Annotated in this window: 14 protein-coding genes; 10 read left to right on the top strand and 4 right to left on the bottom strand. The window is 73.7% G+C overall.

Annotated elements, in window-relative coordinates; all coding sequences use genetic code 11:
• Window positions 1-46 precede the first annotated feature (46 nt).
• The 4 genes from ACF07N_RS19575 (at window position 47) to ACF07N_RS19560 (ending at window position 5,768) form a co-directional block, all read left to right on the top strand.
• On the top strand, window positions 47-1,771 hold the full coding sequence (locus ACF07N_RS19575) for an HEXXH motif domain-containing protein (RefSeq protein ID WP_392114425.1): 1,725 nt from the start codon (window positions 47-49) through the stop codon (window positions 1,769-1,771).
• Between the two features lie 111 nt (window positions 1,772-1,882).
• Window positions 1,883-3,106: an arginine deiminase gene (locus ACF07N_RS19570; protein WP_383330401.1), complete on the top strand. Its 1,224-nt coding sequence runs from the start codon at window positions 1,883-1,885 to the stop codon at window positions 3,104-3,106.
• An 84-nt stretch (window positions 3,107-3,190) separates the two neighbouring features.
• Window positions 3,191-4,234, top strand: coding sequence for an ornithine carbamoyltransferase (gene argF, locus ACF07N_RS19565; RefSeq protein ID WP_392114422.1), 1,044 nt, complete (start codon window positions 3,191-3,193; stop codon window positions 4,232-4,234).
• A 103-nt stretch (window positions 4,235-4,337) separates the two neighbouring features.
• Window positions 4,338-5,768 carry an amino acid permease gene (locus tag ACF07N_RS19560; RefSeq protein ID WP_383338196.1) on the top strand — a complete coding sequence of 477 codons (1,431 nt, stop codon included), beginning with the start codon at window positions 4,338-4,340 and terminating at the stop codon, window positions 5,766-5,768.
• Here the strand turns inward: ACF07N_RS19560 and ACF07N_RS19555 are convergent.
• A complete protein-coding gene (locus ACF07N_RS19555; protein WP_383330393.1) occupies window positions 5,725-6,192 on the bottom strand; it encodes an ATP-binding protein in 468 nt (155 codons plus the stop codon). The genes ACF07N_RS19560 and ACF07N_RS19555 overlap by 44 nt on opposite strands.
• Before the next feature lie 307 nt (window positions 6,193-6,499).
• On the opposite strand from ACF07N_RS19555, the gene ACF07N_RS19550 reads away from it, so the two are divergent.
• The 4 genes from ACF07N_RS19550 to ACF07N_RS19535 all read left to right on the top strand — a co-directional run bounded on the left by ACF07N_RS19550 (window position 6,500) and on the right by ACF07N_RS19535 (window position 14,460).
• Window positions 6,500-7,327, top strand: a complete 828-nt coding sequence (locus ACF07N_RS19550) for an enoyl-CoA hydratase family protein (protein ID WP_392114418.1) — start codon at window positions 6,500-6,502, stop codon at window positions 7,325-7,327.
• Complete coding sequence (locus tag ACF07N_RS19545; RefSeq protein ID WP_392114415.1) at window positions 7,327-9,663, top strand: bifunctional salicylyl-CoA 5-hydroxylase/oxidoreductase; 2,337 nt, start codon at window positions 7,327-7,329, stop codon at window positions 9,661-9,663. The genes ACF07N_RS19550 and ACF07N_RS19545 overlap by 1 nt, the downstream gene beginning before the upstream one ends.
• A 122-nt stretch (window positions 9,664-9,785) precedes the next feature.
• A complete protein-coding gene (locus ACF07N_RS19540) occupies window positions 9,786-10,157 on the top strand; it encodes a CU044_2847 family protein (RefSeq protein WP_392114413.1) in 372 nt (123 codons plus the stop codon).
• Complete coding sequence (locus ACF07N_RS19535; protein ID WP_392114411.1) at window positions 10,147-14,460, top strand: trypsin-like peptidase domain-containing protein; 4,314 nt, start codon at window positions 10,147-10,149, stop codon at window positions 14,458-14,460. Before ACF07N_RS19540 ends, ACF07N_RS19535 begins: the two co-directional genes overlap by 11 nt.
• Window positions 14,461-14,485: 25 nt before the next feature.
• On the opposite strand, the gene ACF07N_RS19530 is transcribed toward ACF07N_RS19535, so the two are convergent.
• On the bottom strand, window positions 14,486-15,298 hold the full coding sequence (locus ACF07N_RS19530) for a PaaX family transcriptional regulator C-terminal domain-containing protein (protein WP_392114409.1): 813 nt from the start codon (window positions 15,296-15,298) through the stop codon (window positions 14,486-14,488).
• Between the two features lie 15 nt (window positions 15,299-15,313).
• On the bottom strand, window positions 15,314-16,942 hold the full coding sequence (locus ACF07N_RS19525; protein WP_392114406.1) for an AMP-binding protein: 1,629 nt from the start codon (window positions 16,940-16,942) through the stop codon (window positions 15,314-15,316).
• Between the two features lie 126 nt (window positions 16,943-17,068).
• On the opposite strand from ACF07N_RS19525, the gene ACF07N_RS19520 reads away from it, so the two are divergent.
• Both ACF07N_RS19520 and ACF07N_RS19515 read left to right on the top strand, forming a co-directional pair.
• Window positions 17,069-18,196 (top strand): acyl-CoA dehydrogenase family protein, encoded by a 1,128-nt coding sequence (locus ACF07N_RS19520; RefSeq protein WP_392114403.1) that lies wholly within the window; start codon window positions 17,069-17,071, stop codon window positions 18,194-18,196.
• The gene (locus ACF07N_RS19515) at window positions 18,193-18,591 is read left to right on the top strand and encodes a RidA family protein (RefSeq protein ID WP_392114400.1); all 399 of its coding nucleotides are present in this window, start codon (window positions 18,193-18,195) and stop codon (window positions 18,589-18,591) included. The genes ACF07N_RS19520 and ACF07N_RS19515 overlap by 4 nt, the downstream gene beginning before the upstream one ends.
• Before the next feature lie 124 nt (window positions 18,592-18,715).
• Here ACF07N_RS19515 and ACF07N_RS19510 read toward each other — a convergent pair whose 3' ends face one another.
• Complete coding sequence (locus tag ACF07N_RS19510) at window positions 18,716-18,910, bottom strand: DUF5999 family protein (RefSeq protein ID WP_383330373.1); 195 nt, start codon at window positions 18,908-18,910, stop codon at window positions 18,716-18,718.
• Between the last annotated feature and the right edge of the window lie 229 nt (window positions 18,911-19,139).

Below are 19,139 nucleotides of genomic sequence, written 5' to 3'. Positions count from 1 at the left end.
GCGCCGTGCCGGGGCCCACCCCCGCACCCGCGACCGGAGGTCCCGCATGCCCAGCGAGCCGCGCCACGCCCCGTTCCGCATGCCCGAACGGATCTTCGCGGAACTGGCCGCGGGAGGCGGGTCCCCGGAAGCCGTCGCCTTCCTCGAACGGGCGGAGCGGGCGCGCAGGCTGCTGCTCCTGCGGACCCTGCTGGACCGGCTCGGCACCGTGAGCACGCCGTTGAGCCCCGCCGCCGACGCCTGGGGCGTGCTCAAGGCGGCAGCGGCCGCGGCGCCCGGACCGGTCGACCGGCTGCTGCTGGCCCCGTCGACCGGCGGCTGGATCGCCCACGTCCTGCGCCGGCTGCACGGCACCGCCTCGGGCCCGCCGCTGTGGGCCGAGGCCGGGCACCTGTGCGCCCTCGCGATCGCGGCGTCCCTGCGCGCCGGAACCGAGGCCCGCCTGCGCGTCCCCCTCTCCGACGGCGGGCTGTCCCTGCCGGGCCTGGGGCTGGCCCGGCTCCCCGAGGCCCCGGGCGGGCTGGCGGTCGGTGACGCGCGCACCCGGGACGGCGAACTGTTCCTGTCCGGGCCGGGCCGGGCCGGCGGCGGGGCTCCGGCGGTCACCGTCCGCCCGGCGACGCAGCCGCTGCCGGCGAGAAGGACCGCCGCTCCGGCACCGCCACCGCGGGACACCCCGGTCTGGCTCCCGCTGCGGACCCTCACCCGTCCCGCCCCCGCCGGTTCCGTGGCCATCCCGCTCGAAGACCTCGATCCCTACCGCGACCTCGACGACCCCCTCCCGCCCGCACGCCTCGACCCCGCCGAGGCCGAGGCCTGGCAGCGCCTGTTCGAGGACGCCGTCGCCCTGCTCACCGCGGCGGGCGGTGAGGGGCCCGGCCGGTTCGACGCGGGAGCGATCCGGGCCGTCGTGCCGTGGGGACGCACCCGGGCCCTGCCGCCCCCGCCGCCCACCGTCGTCGTCTCCGCCACCAGCGGCGACTCCTTCGGGGCCATGGTCATCGCCCGCCCCTCGTCCCCCCTCGCCCTGGCCGAGACCCTGGTCCACGAGTTCCAGCACAGCAAGCTCGCGGCCCTGCTCCATCTCTTCCCGCTGCTCGACGACGACCGCGAGGAGCGCTACTACGCGCCGTGGCGGCCCGACCCGCGGCACCTCACCGGCCTGCTGCACGGCGCGTACGCCTTCACGGGCGTCGCCGGGTTCTGGCGGGACCGGCTCGCCCTCGCCGGAGACGAGGCGGCAGCCGAGCGGGCCGGTTACCACTTCGCGCTGCGCCGCCTGCAGAGTCGGCTGGTCGTGCGCACGCTGCTGGCGGAAGGCGCACTCACCCCCCAGGGCCGGGCCCTGGTCTCCGGCCTGGCCCGCACGCTCGACGCCTGGCTGCGCGAACCGGTGCCGCGGGACGCCCTCAGACGCGCCCGCACCGCCGCCGCCCTGCACCGCACCGAGTGGCGTCTGCGCAACGTCGACCCCGCGGCGAAGCCGCCGCCGGACGGCCCTCGCTTCCGCCCCGACCGCACCCCCTGGCCCGACGTCCGCACCCACGTCTTCGCCACCCGCCCGGCCGTCGCGCGCACCGCCGACGCGCATCTCGCGGCCGGGGACGCCGCGGCCGCGCTCGCCGGGTACGCCGCCCGGCTGGCCTCCGACCCGGCGGAGCCGCACGCCCTGGCCGGCTGGATCGTCGCCCGCGCCGCCCTCGCACCCGGACGCGACACCCGCCGCATGCTGGCCCGGCCCGAACTCCTCCAGCCCCTGCCCAGCGGCTGACGCACCGCCGCCTGCCACCGGACCCCGTTGTCGTCATCCGGACGCGAACAGAAGTGCGCCGAAACGTGCGGGGAACGCGTCAAGGCGGGCCCCTGCGGTCAGGATGAAGGCATGGCATACCACGTCCACTCCGAGGCCGGGCGGCTGCGCCGTGTCATCCTGCACCGGCCCGACCTGGAGCTCAAAAGGCTCACCCCGAGCAACAAGACCTCGCTGCTCTTCGACGACGTGCTGTGGGTGCGCAGGGCCCGCGCCGAGCACGACGGGTTCGCCGACGTGCTGCGCGACCGGGGCGTCGCCGTCCACCTCTTCGGTGACCTGCTGGCCGAGACGCTGGAGGTCCCGGAGGCCAGAACCCTCGTCCTGGACCGGGTCTTCGACGAGAAGGAGTACGGCCCGCTGGCCACCGACCACCTCAGAGCCGCCTTCGAGAACCTGCCCGGGCGGGAACTGGCGGAGGTGCTGGTCGGCGGCATGACCAAGCGGGAGTTCCTCGACGTGCACCCCGAGCCGACCTCCGTGCGCTTCCACGTCATGGAGCTCGACGACTTCCTGCTCGGCCCGCTGCCCAACCACCTCTTCACCCGGGACACCTCCGCCTGGATCTACGACGGCGTGTCCATCAACGCGATGCGCTGGCCCGCGCGGCAGCGCGAGACCGTGCACTTCGAGGCGATCTACCGCCACCATCCGCTGTTCCGCGACGAGTCCTTTCGCGTCTGGTCGGAGGGGCAGGCCGACTACCCGTCCACCATCGAGGGCGGGGACGTGCTGGTCATCGGCAACGGAGCCGTGCTCATCGGCATGAGCGAGCGGACCACCCCGCAGGCCGTGGAGATGCTCGCGCACAAGCTGTTCGCCGCCGGCTCGGCCGAGACGATCGTCGCGCTCGACATGCCCAAGCGCCGCGCCTTCATGCACCTCGACACGGTGATGACGATGGTCGACGGCGACACCTTCACCCAGTACGCGGGTCTCGGCATGCTCCGCTCGTACACCATCGAGCCGGGTGTCGGCGAGAAGGAGCTGAAGGTCACCGACCATCCGCCGGAGCACATGCACCGCGCGATCGCCGCGGCGCTCGGCCTGAACGAGATCCGCGTGCTGACCGCCACCCAGGACGTGCACGCGGCCGAGCGCGAGCAGTGGGACGACGGCTGCAACGTGCTGGCCGTCGAGCCCGGCGTCGTCGTCGCCTACGAGCGCAACGCCACCACCAACACCCATCTGCGCAAGCAGGGCATCGAGGTGATAGAGATCCCGGGCAGCGAGCTGGGCCGGGGGAGGGGCGGACCGCGGTGCATGAGCTGCCCCGTGGAGCGGGACCCGGTGTGACGCCCCGGCCCGTCGCCGTATAGGCATGCTGAGTTTCGTATAGTATTCCAGGAGTCTGTGTCCCCGTATCCCTGGAGCGCCCCCATGGCGACAGTCCCGACCGCCCTCGCCGGCCGTCACTTCCTCAAGGAGCTCGACTTCACCGAGGGGGAGTTCCGCGGTCTGGTCGCGCTGGCCGCCGAGCTGAAGGCGGCCAAGAAGGCCGGGACCGAGACGCCGTACCTGCGGGGCCGGAACATCGCGCTGATCTTCGAGAAGACCTCCACCCGCACCCGCTGCGCGTTCGAGGTCGCGGCCGCCGACCAGGGCGCCTCGACCACGTACCTCGACCCCTCCGGCTCCCAGATCGGGCACAAGGAGTCGGTCAAGGACACCGCGCGGGTGCTGGGGCGGATGTACGACGCGATCGAGTACCGGGGGGACAGCCAGCAGAAGGTGGAGGAGCTGGCCGCGCACGCCGGGGTCCCCGTCTACAACGGGCTCACCGACGACTGGCACCCCACCCAGATGCTCGCCGACGTGCTGACCATGACCGAGCACTGCGCCAAGCCGCTGACGGAGATCGCCTTCGCCTACCTCGGCGACGCCCGCTTCAACATGGGCAACTCCTACCTGGTGACCGGCGCCCTGCTCGGCATGGACGTCCGTCTCGTCGCGCCGAAGGCCTACTGGCCGGCGGAGGAGGTCGTCGACCGGGCGCGTGCCCTCGCCGAGAGCAGCGGCGCCCGGATCACCCTCACCGAGACCCTGGACGAGGGCGTGCGCGGTGCCGACTTCGTCGCCACCGACGTGTGGGTCTCCATGGGCGAGCCGAAGGAGGTCTGGGACGAGCGCATCACGGCCCTGGCCCCGTACGCCGTGACCATGGACGTGCTGCGCGCCACCGGCAACCCGGACGTGAAGTTCCTGCACTGCCTGCCCGCCTTCCACGACCTCGGCACGAAGGTCGGCCGGGAGATCCACGCCTCGCACGGCCTGGACCACCTGGAGGTCTCCGACGAGGTCTTCGAGTCGGCCCACTCGGTCGTCTTCGACGAGGCGGAGAACCGGATGCACACCATCAAGGCGGTCATGGTGGCCACCCTGGCCCGAGGCCCTTCCCGCGCCATCGTGGCAACCCCCGCCTGAACAGGCCTTATGCTGACCGGCGGCCCGGAACCACCCCTCCTCCGCGGCCGTCCGCGCGACGCACCCGTCGCACCCCGCACCACCAGAAACGAGCACCACCCGCATGCCCCGCTACAAGTCGCCCCATCTGCTGGTGGCCGAATCCGGCGCCGACCGCGAAGGCCACGGCCTCAAGCGCACGATGGGCCTCTTCCAGCTCGTCTGCTTCGGCGTCGGCGCGATCGTCGGCACCGGCATCTTCGTCGGCCTGTCCGACTCGGTGGCCCAGGCCGGCCCGGCCGTCGTCGTCTCGTTCGTCCTGGCGGCCGTCACCTGCGTCTTCACCGCGTTCGCCTTCGCCGAGCTGGGCGGCGCGATCCCGGTATCCGGCTCCTCGTACTCCTTCGCCTACGCCGGACTCGGCGAGGGCACGGCCTTCCTCGTCGGCTGGTGCCTGCTGCTGGAGTACGGCGTGTCGGTGTCCGCCGTGGCGGTCGGCTGGAGCCAGTACGTCAACGAGCTGCTCGACAGCCTCGTCGGACTGCGGCTCCCCGAGGCCCTGTCGGGCGGCCCCGCCGAAGGCGGCGTGGTCAACCTGCCGGCCGTGATCGTCATCGCCATGGCCGCCGTCCTGCTGGTCCGCGGCGTGCGCGAGAGCGCCCGGGCCACGGCCGCGATGGCCGTCCTCAAGCTGGCCGTGCTCGTCGCCTTCGTCGCGATCGGCTTCACCGCCTTCCGGGACGGCAACCTCACCCCGTTCTCACCGGAGGGCCTGGCCGGCATCGGCGCGGGCACCACCGCCGCCTTCTTCTCGTACATCGGCTTCGACGCGATCACCACGGCCGGCGAGGAGGCGAAGAACCCCCGCCGGGACATCCCGGTCGCGATCCTCGTCTGCATCGGCCTGGTCACCGTGCTCTACTGCGCGGTCGCGCTGGCCGCCATCGGCGCCATCGGCGGCGACGCGGTCGGCGGCCGTCCCGCCGCGCTGTCGTACGTGGTCAACCAGGTCACCGGTTCCACCGTCGGCGGCGGCGTGATCGCCTTCGGCGCGGTCGTCGCCATCGCCTCCGTGGTGCTCGCCGTGATGTACGGCCAGACCCGCATCCTGATGTCGATGTCCCGTGACGGGCTCATCCCGGGGGTCTTCGAGCGGGTCTCGCCGAGGACCTCCACCCCGGTCGCCGGGACGCTGATCGTCGCGCTGGTCTTCGCGCTCCCCGCCGCCTTCGCGCCGCTGGACGCAGTGGTCAACCTGTGCACCATCGGCACGCTCGCCATCATGGCCGTCGTCAACATCGCGGTCATCGCCCTGCGCCGCCGCGAGCCGGAACTCGCCCGCACCTTCCGCGTGCCGCTGTACCCGGTCACGCCGCTGCTCGGCGTCGGCTTCTGCCTGTACCTGATGTACGAGACGGGCCGGGCGACCTGGATCCAGTTCGCGGTGTTCCTGGCGGTGGGTGCCGCCCTGTACCTGCTCTACGGGCGCCGGAACTCGCGGCTCGGCCGCCTCACGCCGACGGGCGCCGCTGAGCGGGAACCGCAGGCAGTCTGAACCACACGGCCTTGCCCGACTCCGTCGGCCGGTGACCGCAGGAGGAGCTGAGGGCGCGGATCAGCAGCAGACCGCGCCCGTGCTCCTGCCAGGGGTCGGGCGGCCCGCCGGCCGGACAGGTGAGGTCGCCGGGCGGGGCCGGGTCGGTGTCGTGCACCTCGACCCGGCAGCCCGACGGCATCAGCTCCACGACCAGCTCTATCGGCGTCTCGCCGGAGGTGTGCTCCACGGCGTTGGCGACCAGCTCCGCCGTGAGCAGCTCGGCGGTGTCGCAGTCCGCCCCGTGCTCCAGCTCGGCCAGCGCCGTACGGACCAGGGCACGGGCCACGGGCACCGCCGCGGCGGTGTGCGGCAGCGCGACGCGCCAGGAGGCGGGGGCTGAGGGGAGTTCGTACAAGGCGGGTCCGTTCATGGAGCAGGACATCCTGCTGACAACCTTATGAATGGTACGGCGCCCCGTTCCGGACACGTCCGAGGGGCACCGGCGGGGGCACCGTCGCCCCCTTGCCGACGGCTTACCCAGGTGAACGCGGTGCCGCGCACGGCTGCTCCCACCGTTACGCCGGTGTGGACGATCTGTGACGGATGTGACCGGCCCAGGCCGGGCGCCGGGCTCACCGGATTCCTACCCGGACGCTCTATCGCGCACTCATGACGACAGTCACGGATGAGTGATAGCTTCGAGGGGTAGAGCTCAGAGAGGCAGTGCCCGCCCGAGGAGGCCGCCCGTCATGAGTCCCTTCACCGGCTCCGCCGCCCGCACCCCCGGCTGGGAGCATCTGCGCGTCGGCGTCACCGACGGCGTCGCGACCGTCACCCTGGCCCGCCCCGCCAAGCTCAACGCGCTCACCTTCGGCGCCTACGCCGACCTGCGCGACCTGCTCGCGGAGCTGTCCCGGGAGCGGTCCGTACGGGCCCTGGTGCTGGCCGGCGAGGGGCGCGGCTTCTGCTCCGGCGGCGACGTCGACGAGATCATCGGCGCCACGCTCGCCCTGGACACCGCCCAGCTGCTCGACTTCAACCGGATGACCGGCCAGGTGGTCCGCGCGATCCGCGAGTGCCCGTTCCCGGTGATCGCCTCCCTGCACGGCGTGGCGGCGGGCGCCGGGGCGGTGCTGGCCCTGGCCGCCGACTTCCGCGTCGCCGACCCCACCACCCGCTTCGCGTTCCTCTTCACCCGCGTCGGCCTGTCCGGCGGCGACATGGGCGCGGCCTACCTCCTGCCCCGGGTCGTCGGCCTGGGCCACGCGACCCGCCTGCTGATGCTGGGCGACGCGGTCCGGGCCCCCGAGGCGGAGCGCATCGGCCTGATCAGCGAACTGACGGAGGAGGGCCGGGCGGACGAGACCGCGCAGCGACTGGCCCGCCGCCTGGCGGAGGGCCCGGCCCTGGCCCACGCCCAGACGAAGGCGCTGCTCACGGCCGAGCTGGACATGCCCCTGGCGGCCTCGGTCGAACTGGACGCCTCCACCCAGGCCCTGCTGATGACCGGGAAGGACTACGCGGAGTTCCACGCGGCCTTCACCGAGAAGCGCCCGCCGAAGTGGAGCGGACGATAATGGACGCACCTCAAGGGGCGCGGGGAACTGCGCGAGCAACCACAGGAGACCCGCAGTCGCACACCGGGCCGGACCACCCCCTGCGCGTCGCCGTCATCGGCGGCGGCCCCGGCGGCCTCTACGCCGCCGCCCTCCTCAAACGCCTCGACCCCACCCGCGACATCACCGTCTGGGAACGCAACGCCCCCGACGACACCTTCGGCTTCGGCGTGGTCCTGTCCGACGAGACCCTCGGCGGCATAGAGCACGCCGACCCCACCGTCTACCGCGCCCTCCAGCGGGACTTCGTCCGCTGGGACGACATCGACATCGTCCACCGCGGCGTACGCCACACCTCCGGCGGCCACGGGTTCGCCGCGCTCGGCCGCCGGCGCCTGCTGGAGATCCTCCACACCCGCTGCCGCGACCTGGGCGTCCGCCTCCGCTTCCGTACCGAGGCGCCCGACGACCTCCCGCACACCCACGACCTGGTCGTCGCCGCGGACGGCATCCACAGCACCACCCGCGACACGTACGCGGACGTCTTCCGGCCCCGGGCCACCGCACACCGCTGCCGCTACATCTGGCTCGCCGCCGACTTCGCCTTCGGCTCCTTCCGCTTCGACATCGCCGAGACCGAACACGGCGTGATGCAGCTCCACGGCTACCCCTACGCGCCGGACGCCTCCACCGTGATCGTCGAGATGCGCGAAGAGGTCTGGCGCGCGGCCGGTTTCGGCGAACTCGACGAGGCCGAGTCGATCGAGCGCTGCGCCAAGATCTTCGCCGAGACGCTCCACGGCCGCCCCCTGCGCTCGAACAACTCCACCTGGACCACCTTCCGCACGGTCGTCAACGAGCGCTGGTCGCACGGCAACGTCGTCCTGCTCGGCGACGCCGCGCACACCGCCCACTTCTCCATCGGCTCCGGCACCAAGCTGGCCGTCGAGGACGCCCTGGCGCTCGCGGCCTGCCTGGAGGAACAGGACTTTCTGCCCGAGGCGCTGGCCGCGTACGAGGCGGAGCGGCGCCCGGTCGTCGCCTCCACGCAGCGCGCGGCCCGCGCCAGCCTGGAGTGGTTCGAGGACATCGCCCACTACCTGGACCAGCCGCCCCGCCAGTTCGCCTTCAACCTGCTCACCCGCAGCCGCCGCGTCACCCATGACAACCTGCGCCTGCGCGACGCGCACTTCACCCGGGCGGTGGAGCGCGAGTTCGGCTGCCCGCCCGGCACGCCCCCGATGTTCACCCCGTTCCGGCTGCGCGGCCTGACCCTGCGCAACCGGGTCGTCGTCTCGCCCATGGACATGTACTCGGCGGCCGACGGCGTTCCCGGCGACTTCCACCTCGTCCACCTGGGGGCGCGGGCACTGGGCGGGGCCGGGCTGGTGATGACCGAGATGGTGTGCGTCGGCGCGGAGGGCCGGATCACGCCCGGCTGCGCCGGCCTCTACACCGGACGGCAGGCCGAGGCCTGGAAGCGGATCACGGACTTCGTGCACGCGCAGGCCCCCGGCACGGCGATCGGCGTGCAGCTCGGCCACAGCGGCCGCAAGGGCTCCACGAAGGTGATGTGGGAGGGCATGGACGAGCCGCTGGAGGAGGGCAACTGGCCGCTCGTGGCCGCGTCGGCGCTGCCGTACAAGTCCTTCAGCCAGACGCCGCGTGAGCTGTCCCGCGCCCAGCTGACCGACCTGCGCGAGCAGTTCGCCGCCGCCGCCGGCCGGGCCGCCCGCGCCGGCTTCGACCTGCTCGAACTGCACTGCGCCCACGGCTATCTGCTCTCCGGTTTCCTCTCCCCGCTGACCAACCGCCGCACCGACGCCTACGGCGGCAGCCTGGACAAGCGGCTCCGCTTCCCGCTGGAGGTGTTCGACGCCGTACGGAACGCCTGGCCGGGGGAGCGGCCGGTGACCGTCCGGATCTCCGCGACGGACTGGGCCGAGGGCGGGACGAGCGCCGAGGAGGCCGTGGAGATCGCCCGGGCCTTCGCCGCGCACGGCGCGGACGCGATCGACGTGTCGACGGGGCAGGTCGTCGCCGACGAACGGCCCGAGTTCGGACGGTCGTACCAGACGCCCTTCGCGGACCGCATCCGCAACGCCACCGGGGTCCCGGTGATCGCGGTCGGCGCGATCTCCTCCTGGGACGACGTCAACTCCCTGATCCTGGCGGGCCGCACCGACCTGTGCGCCCTGGCCCGCCCGCACCTGTACGACCCGCACTGGACCCTGCACGCGGCCGCCGAACAGGGCTACTCGGGCCCGGCCGCCCCCTGGCCGGCCCCCTACGGCGCGGGCAGCCGCCGCCCCCGCACGGGCCGCACGGACGCACCGAAGCCGCGGCTGAGCCTGTGAGACGACGGCGGTTTTGAGCCGAACCACCCGCCGAGGGACGGAGGTTGCCTACCTGGCACCGACCTGTCACTACGCTGAGTTGTCATCCTTTCACTACGGCACCGAAGGACAGACAGCCACCGATGACGGCCATCACCAGCATCCGACTCGACGACGGCTCTGTGCTGCGCGTCGAAACCACAGCACCGGCTTTACCGCGCCCTGTGGCCGAGGACCCCTACGAACCCATCCGCCGGCCGCGTCCGGCGGATGACGTGACGGGTGCGGCGGACACCCTGCGCAGCGCCGTCGACCGGGTCCGCCCGGCGGTCTCGGACATCGTGGACTCCCTGCGCTCCATGCCCCGCCGGCCCGATCGGATCACGCTGGAGTTCGGGGTGAAGGTGACTGCCGAGGCGGGTGTGGTCGTGGCCAGGACCGCGGCCGAGGCACACTTCACCGTCGGCGTCGAGTGGGACGCCGCGAGCGTCGCCGGAACCACCGATGCCGGCTAGTCCCCTGCCGCGCCGGGCACGGTACGAGCGCGGCGCCGCCCGGGTGTTCGCACCCGACGGTGAGCCGGTCGGTGCGGCATTCCTCCTGGACGAGGACGTGCTGTGCACATGCGCCCACGTCGTGGCCGAGCCGGACGGCAGCCGCCCCCTGCAGCCGGTCGTGGTCGACTTCCCCCTGCTCGCCGGTGCGGAAGCGGGCCCACGGGTGGCCGCCGTGGTGGAGTCGTGGCGGCCCGAGGACGACATCGCTCACCTGCGTCTGCAAACCACCGTCGACGGGACGGAGCCGCTCCCCCTCACGGACGGCTCCGCAGGGGAGTGGAACCGGGACATCCGGGCCTTCGGTTTCCCCCCGGGCGTTCCCCGCGGGGTGAACGCGACCGGCACTGTGCGCGGCCGGCAACGCGCCGACCTCATCCAGCTCGACCTGACCGCGCCGGGCGTCCGCATCGGCCCGGGGTTCAGCGGCGCCGCGGTCTGGGACCCTCAGGAAGAAGCAGTCGTCGGCATGCTCACCACGCGGGGCAAGGGGCCGATCAGCGACACCGCCTACCTGCTCGCCGCGGAGCGGCTGTCCGACTCCGACGCGCTGGCCTGCCCGTTCCGCGGCCTGGCCCGGTTCGAGAGCGAACATGCCCGGTACTTCCACGGACGCGAGGAAGAGGTGGGAAAACTGGTGCGGGCGCTGGACGCGCGCCCCCTCACGGTTCTCGTCGGCCCCTCCGGAAGCGGCAAGTCGTCCCTGCTCAGAGCAGGGCTGCTGACAGCGGTCCGTAAGCAAGGGACGCCATGGGCGCTGAGGGTGCCCGAGCCCGCCGACCCGGCCGGCGCACCGGCCGAGGACGCCGACGCCTGGGTCGCCGAAGCGGTCACGGCAGCCTGGCACAACGCCGTTCCGGACGACGGCGCCCGGCGTGACCGCTTCGAGCACGTGCGTGAGGCGTGCGCCGGCGGTGAGACCGCGCGACGTGTGCTGCGGGGCCGGCTCACCCAGGAACTCGGCGCGCGCGGTGCCGTGTTGCTTCTCGACCAGTTCGAGGAGTACGCCGCGGCCTCTCCGAAGGGAGCGCTGCGTGCCTTCCGCGCCCTGTCGGCGCTGACCCAGGCGCCGGACCCGGCCCAGGGCGGTGGCCTGCGCGTCGTGCTGACCGCCCGCTCCGCCACGCTGGAGGCCCTCACCGCCGCTGACACATCGGCGCGGTTGGACGGCGCCGTGCAGTTCCTCGCGCCGATGACCGCCGAAGCCCTGACCCGGGCCGTGGAGGAACCGGTGCGGGCGGTCGCGGGCCTGCGTCTGGAGGAAGGGCTCGCACGGCGTCTGGTGTCCGATGCCGTGGACGAACCGGGCTGCCTGCCGCTGTTGCAGTTCGCTTTGACACGCCTGTGGGAACAGCGCAAGGCGCACACCATGACCCACACCGCCTACGAGCGGACCGGCGGTGTCGTCAAGGCGCTGGCCGAGTACGCGAACGAGGCGCTGCGGGACTGCCTGGCCTCGACCGGGGTCCCGGAGGACACCGCCCGGCGGCTGTTCCGGCAACTGGCCCGGCCCGACGGCCAAGGAGGATTCACCCGGCGTGCCGCGCCGATCCGGCAGCTGTCACCGGGACAGGCGGCGCTGGCCCGCGCCCTGGCCGGGCGCCGGCTGCTCGTGTGGGACGTCGTCGACAGCCCCGGCCCGGCCGGGCGACAGGCCGGCACGGTGCAGGTGGTGCACGAAGCGCTGCTGCGCGAGTGGAAGCGCCCGGCGGCGTGGCTGCACGAAGACGCCGATTTCCTGGAGTGGCACGAACGCACGGCACGGGACGCCGCCGAGTGGGACGGCGCGGGCCGCCCCGACGGGCTGCTGCCCCACGGAGCCCGCCTGGCCGAGGGGTTGCAGTGGCTCGCCGACCGGCCCGACGACCTCACCGGCATCGAGCTGGCCTATCTGGAGGCGGGCCGGCGGCGGCAGCGCCGGGGACTGCGCCGGCTGTGGAGCGTGACCGCCCTGGTGACGGTGCTCGCCGTGCTGGCGTCGACGCTCGCGGTGAGCACGTACCGGGCCCTCCAACGGGACCGGGCACAACTGCGCACGGCCGCCGCAGCCGAACTCGGCACGCTCGCCACCGATGTGGCCGACCGCTCGCCGGACAGCGCGTTCCGCTACGCGGCCGGAGCCTGGACCGCACGGCACACCCCGCAGTCCCAGCAGGCCCTGTTCGGGCAGTATGTCCGCGCCGCGGACGTGACGTCGTCGCACAGCGGACTGTGGCCGGGGACCGCGCAGTGGACGTCGATGTCCCCGGACGGCCGCAGCATGGTGGTGCTCTCGCGCCGGGACGGCGCCGTGGATCTGACGGCGACCGTGGTGACCGGCGCGGCCGGCGGCCGGCCCCACGGAACGCCGCTCCGCGGGGTCCCCACTGGTCTGCGCGTCGGGAACGTCCGTGACGCGCTCAGCGCCGACGGCCGCCGCTACGCCCTGGTCACCTCGGACGGCCGGGTGCTGCTGTGGGATCTGACCGCCGCCGGAGCACCACCGCGGCAGCTGTCCGATGCTGTGCCCGCCCGAGGCGGCCTCGAGTACCCGTACGTCGACTTCTCCGACGACGGCACCCGGCTGCTGCACTTCCTCCCGTTCAAGCAACCACGTCCCGAGGACGACGGCCGCAAGGCGCTCCTGCGGCTGTGGGACACGAGCAGCGGCCGCGCCTTGCGCGTCTCCCAGCGCGTCGTGGCCCAGCGGAACCCGGTCACGGCCTGGCTGCCCGGAGACGGCAGCCGCGTAGCGGTCGCCAGTAGCGAGGGGGGTAAGCAATCCCTGCACCTCTACTCGACCGCCTCCGGTGAGCAGGTCCGCCGCGTCTACGGACCCGTGGACGCCTTGGCCCAGCAGCCGGCCGACCGGGACCGGGGTGTCTGGCTGGATCTGTCGGACGGTCTCCGCTGGTACGCACTGCTTCCGGGCAGGCGTCAGCCGAACGGCACCTACTCCGGGGACGTGAATTCCCGGGACCTGACGGGCTCACACCTGTACCGCGACTCCACATCCGTGTCAGGGGAGACGGGCTACTACCGGACCGTGACGATCCGTGACCCCAGGGAGCGCGACCGTTACTGGTCCGTCACGCTCCCCGGCCGGGACGGCACCAGAACGCTCGGGATCCTCGGAGAGGGGTCCGGGCCCCGCACCGTTCTCTCGGTCCAGGGGGACACCCTGCTCCGTGCGCGCGCCGAGCCCGTCCCCGCGGTCGTGAGTGAACTCTTCTCCCGTGCAGGAGATGCCGCCGCTCTCTCGCCCGACGGCTCGCGTACCGCACGACTGCACGCCGGCCGGCTGGCCGTCACGGGCCCCGGAACCCGCACCCGGCACGCGTCCCTCCCCGAGAAGGCGCGCGAGCTCGAGACCTGGGAACTGCACCTGACCTGGGTCGCCCGTAAGGGCGAGGACGCGCTGCTCGTCTGGTCCGACGACTCCACCGACGCCCGCCTGTACGACACCGAGACCCTCCGCTCGCGCAGGATCACCTGGGACTGCGGCCGGTCCGGTGATCCGACCGCGAACAAGCCCCAGGACATCGTGCAGACGGGCGACGGCGACCTCGTGCTGCTGTGCCTCGGCGACACGCTGGTTCGCCTCGACCCGCGCTCCGGGGTGCAGAGCGGCGGCCCGGTCCGGCTGGAGCACACTCCGGCCGAGCGGGGGATGTTCCAGAACACCGGCCGGCTGACCACCAGGCCGGGCCGTCCTCACCAGGTGGCCGTGGTCACGGGTCCCTGGCGCGAGAGCGGCAGGATCGAGGTGTGGGACGTCCGGCAGGGCACGCGGGTGGCTCGGCTGGAGGGAGGGCCGCTGGGGGGTGGTTCGTTCCTGAAGGAGGACGCGGAACGGTGGGTGGTCTTCACACCCGACGGCAACCGGCTCGCCGCGCTCGACCAGGAGCGGCGCGTGGTGTGGTGGGACGTGGACGGCGAGCGCCGGGAGGAGCCGACCCGTTCCATCAGTGGAGCCACCGGCTTTCTTGGTGTGGCACCCGACGGAACGCTCCTCGTCCACGGGGCGGGCGTCAGCCTGGTCTCCCCGGACGACGGTGAGTCGCTCGGTCGCCTCGAGGACGGGGGCGAGAACGTGCACGCGGCCCGGATCGAAGGGGACACCCTGCATCTGGTCACGGAGAAGGGGGCGCGGACGCTCCGCCTCTCGCCCTCCGCGTGGCACGACACACTGTGCGCGGCCCTGGAGGGCCCCAACACCCGTGCGCAGCGCGCCCGTCCGGTCCTCGACATGGCCAAGGACACACCGCCGTGCCCGTCCACCTGAACGCGGCGAAGGTCACGGGACGGTGTCACAGCCCCACGAACTCGGCCCCCGCGTCCCGCAACCGCTCGTGCAGCCCCCGGAACACCGCCGACGAGCGGCCCCCCGGCCAGTCCGCCGGGAGGAGTTCGGCGGGCAGGCCCGGGTCGGTGTAGGGCAGGTGGCGCCAGGAGTCCAGGGCGAGGAGGTAGTCGCGGTAGGCCTCCTCGGGCGGGGTGTCCTCGCGCTTCTCCCAGGCGCGCAGGACGTGTGCGTGGCGGTCCAGGAACGCCTCGTGCTCCTTGGCGATGGCGGCCAGGTCCCACCAGCGGGCGACGGCGTCGGCGGTCGGGGCGAAGCCGAGGTGGTCGCCGCGGAAGAAGTCGACGTACGTGTCGAGCCGCAGCCGCTGCAGGGTGTGCCGGGTCTCCTCGTACAGCCGCGCGGGCGCGATCCACACGCCCGGGGCGGCCGTGCCGAAGCCGAGGCCGGACAGGCGCGAGCGCAGCACGTGCCGCTTCTGCCGCTCCGACTCGGGCACCGAGAACACCGCCAGCACCCAGCCCTCGTCCTCCGGCGGAGCGGCGGCGTAGACGCGCCGGTCGCCGTCGTCGAGCAACTGGCGCGCGTCCGGGGAGAGTTCGTACCCGGCCGCGCCCTGGGCGGTGCGGGCGGGCACGAGCAGGCCGCGTCTTTTGAGCCGTGACACCGACGAGCGTACGGACGGGGCGTCCACGCTGACCGCGGCCAGCAGCCGGATCAGTTCGGCGACGGGCACGGGGCCCGGGACGAAGCGCCCGTACGCGCCGTAGAGCGTGACGATGAGAGACCGTGGTGCATGCTGGTCGGACACGTTGATCATCTTAGGTCGTACGGGTCAGTCCCGGTGGCCCTCGGTGGGCGGGCGTTCTGCGCCGAGGCCTTCGGCGCGGAGCCGGAACCGCTGGAGCTTGCCGGTGGCCGTGCGCGGCAGCGCGTCCAGGAAGACGATCTCACGCGGGCACTTGTACGGCGCCAGTTCGGCCTTCACGAAGGCGCGCAGCGCCTCGGCGTCCCGGTCGGCGCCCTCCCGCAGTACGGCGAAGGCCACCACGACCTGGCCGCGTTCCTCGTCCGGCCGCCCGACGACCGCCGCCTCGGTCACGTCCGGGTGGCGCAGCAGCGCGTCCTCGACCTCGGGGCCCGCGATGTTGTACCCGGCCGAGATGATCATGTCGTCGGCGCGGGCGACGTACCGGAACCGGCCGTCGGGATCGCGGACGTAGGTGTCCCCGGTGATGTTCCAGCCGTCGCGCACGTACGTCCGCTGCCGCGGGTCGGCGAGGTAGCGGCAGCCGACCGGTCCGCGCACGGCGAGGAACCCCGGCCGCCCGTCGGGCACCGGTGCGCCGTCCGCGTCCTGCACACGTGCCTGCCAGCCCGGCACCGGCAGGCCGGTGGTGCCCGGGCGGATGTCCTCGTCGGCGGCGGAGATGAAGATGTGCAGCAGCTCGGTGGCGCCGATGCCGTTGATCAGGCGCAGCCCGGTGCGTTCGTGCCAGGCCTGCCAGGTCGCGGCGGGCAGGTTCTCGCCGGCCGAGACGCAGCGGCGCAGCGACGAGACGTCGTGGCCGTCGAGTTCGCCGAGCATCGCCCGGTACGCCGTGGGCGCGGTGAACAGCACGGAGACCCGGTGCCGGGCGACGGCCGGCAGCAGCTGCCTCGGGCCCGCCTGCTCCAGCAGGAGCGCGCTCGCCCCCGCCCGCAGCGGGAAGACGACCAGCCCGCCGAGGCCGAAGGTGAAGCCCAGCGGGGGGCTGCCCGTGAAGACGTCGTCCGCGCGCGGGCGCAGCACGTGCCGGGAGAAGGTGTCGGCGATGGCCAGGACGTCCCGGTGGAAGTGCACGCAGCCCTTGGGGCGGCCGGTGGTGCCGGAGGTGAACGCGATCAGCGCCACGTCGTCGGCCGCGGTGCCCACGGCCGCGAACGGGGCCTGGGGCGCGGGGCGGTGGAGGAGGTCGTCCGGCGCGTCGCCGCCGTAGACCGTGATCCGCAGGCCGGGGACCTCCGCCTTGGCCAGGTCGTCCACGGAGCGGATGTCGCACAGCGCGTGCCGCACCCGGGCGATCTCGCACATCGTGCTCAGCTCGTGCGGGCGCTGCTGGGCGAGCACGGTGACCGCGACGGCCCCCGCTTTCAGCACGGCCAGCCAGCAGGCGGCGAGCCAGGGGGTGGTGGGGCCGCGCAGCAGCACCCGGTTGCCGGGGACGACACCGAGTTCACCGGTGAGCAGGTGGGCCACGCGGTCGACCCGGGCGCGCAGATCGGCGTAGGTCCACCGCTCACCGCCGGGGGTGAGGAAGGCGTCGCGGTCGCCGGGCTGGCCGGTGAGCAGTTCGGCGGCGCAGTTGAGGCGTTCGGGGTAGCGCAGCTCCGGCAGGTCGAAGCGGAGCTCGGGCCATTGGTCCGGGGGTGGCAGATGGTCGCGCGTGAAGGTGTCGACGTGGGCCGTGCGCCGTGCGTGCATACGGTTCGCCCCCTCGGCGTGGTGGGCTCGCCCCTGGAGCGTATCGCCTTGGTGACGACAGTCAACGGTACGCGATAGCCTCGGAGTGGCCCGGCCGGAAGCAGGGCGGCGGAGAAGGGACCGGCGATGACCGCATTCTCGCTCGAACCGGCACAACTCGCCTGGTGCGCCGAGCTGCGCGCCCTGGCCGCGGAGCGGCTGCGCCCCCTGGCCGAGAAGGGCGAGCCGGGCCGGGTGAACCGGGCCCTGGTCGCCGAACTGGGCCGGCAGGGCCTGCTCGGACGCCTGTTCACCTCGGGCGCGCTCGGCCTGTGCCTCATGCGCGAGTCCCTCGCCCAGGCCTGCACGGAGGCCGAGACGGCCCTGGCCCTGCAAGGCCTGGGCGCCCATCCGGTCCACGCCTGCGGCACGCCGGCCCAACGCGAGCGCTGGCTCCCCGGCGTGACCGACGGCACCACGATCGCGGCCTTCGCCCTCAGCGAGCCGGGCGCGGGCTCGGACGCGGCGGCCCTGCGACTGACCGCCCACCCCGACGGCCCCGCCCGCTGGCGGCTCACCGGCGACAAGTGCTGGATCTCCAACGCCCCCGAGGCGGACTTCTACACCGTCTTCGCGCGGACCACCCCAGGTGCCGGCGCCCGCGGGATCACGGCGTTCCTGCTGCCCGCCGACCGCCCCGGGCTGACCGGCCGCGGGCTGGACATGCTCTCCCCGCACCCCGTCGGCGCGCTCGGCCTCGACGGCGTACCGGTCACGGCCGACGACGTGCTGGGCGAGGTCGACCGCGGCTTCCGGGTGGCCATGGGCACGCTCAACCTGTTCCGGCCCAGCGTCGGCGCCTTCGCCGTCGGCATGGCCCAGGCGGCGCTCGACGCGACCCTCGCCCACACCGCCCGCCGCGACGCCTTCGGCGGCACGCTGCGCGACCTCCAGGCCGTCGCCCACCAGGTCGCCGAGATGGCCCTGCGCACCGAGGCGGCCCGGCTGATGGTCTACGCGGCGGCGACGGCGTACGACGCGGGCGCGCCGGACGTGCCCGGGCGCTCCGCCATGGCGAAACTGCTCGCCACCGAGACCGCGCAGTACGTCGTCGACACGGCCGTCCAGCTGCACGGCGCGCGGGCGCTGCGCCGCGGCCACCTGCTCGAACACCTCTACCGCGAGGTGCGCGCCCCGCGCATCTACGAGGGCGCGAGCGAGGTCCAGCGCGGCATCATCGCCAAGGAGCTGTACGCCCGTCAGGAGGCCCGGTGAGCACCGACCGCGTCAACCCGCCCCGGCTGTCCCCGCCGGCCGGTTTCGCCCACGCCGTGGTGGCCAGCGGCTCCCGCCTGGTGTTCCTGGCGGGGCAGACCGCCCTGGACGCGGACGGCACGGTGGTCGGGGCGACCCTGCCCGAGCAGTTCGAGCGGGCCCTCGCCAATCTGCTGGCCGCCCTCGCGGCGGCCGGCGGCACCCCGGCCGACCTGGCGCGCGTCACCGTCTACGCCACGGACGTCGCCGCCTACCGCGCCCACGCCCGGGAACTGGGCCGCCGGTGGCGGAAGCTCGCGGGCCGCGACTACCCGGCGATGGCGGTCGTCCAAGTGGTCCGGCTGTGGGACGAGGAGGCGCTGGTCGAACTGGACGGCTTCGCCGTCCTGCCGTGACGCCGCTCGCCCGGACGGCCTCCCCGTCCTGCCGTGAAGCCGCTCGCCCGGACGGCCTCCCCGTCCTGCCGTGACGCCGCTCGCCCGGACCGCCTCCCCGTCCTGCCGTGACGCCGTTGACCGGTCAGGCCGCGGCGGCCACCCGCCGCACGTCCACCCGGCGGGGGCCCACCACCCGTCCGTCCGGCAGCAGTTCACCGCCGTCGTCGAAGACGATCGTCCCGTCGCACAGCAGGCTCCAGCCCTGCTCGGGGCGGGCGGCGACGACGTGCGCGGCGGGGGAGCCGGTCGCGGGGCACAGGGGCTGGTGGGCACACATGGCGCACCTCCACGTCGGTAGGGCCGTCCGAACGGTTCGAACGACGCGTACGTTCCGACCATCCTCCCGCCCCGGACCCGCCGGAACGGCGCGGGCGGAAGTGTGACACGCCCCGGACACTCCCCGGACGGTTCCACGACGCCCGGTGCGGACTCGCCACCGAAGGGGTGAGGGTCACGGGCGGCGGCCCGGAGGGCCGGTACGAGTGGGAGTCGGTCATTCCACTCCT

It is taken from the genome of Streptomyces sp. NPDC015242 (assembly GCF_043079125.1).
Lineage (GTDB): Bacteria > Actinomycetota > Actinomycetes > Streptomycetales > Streptomycetaceae > Streptomyces.
Note: the sequence above shows the minus strand (reverse complement) of the source record. Positions and strands in the feature narration are given on the sequence as shown.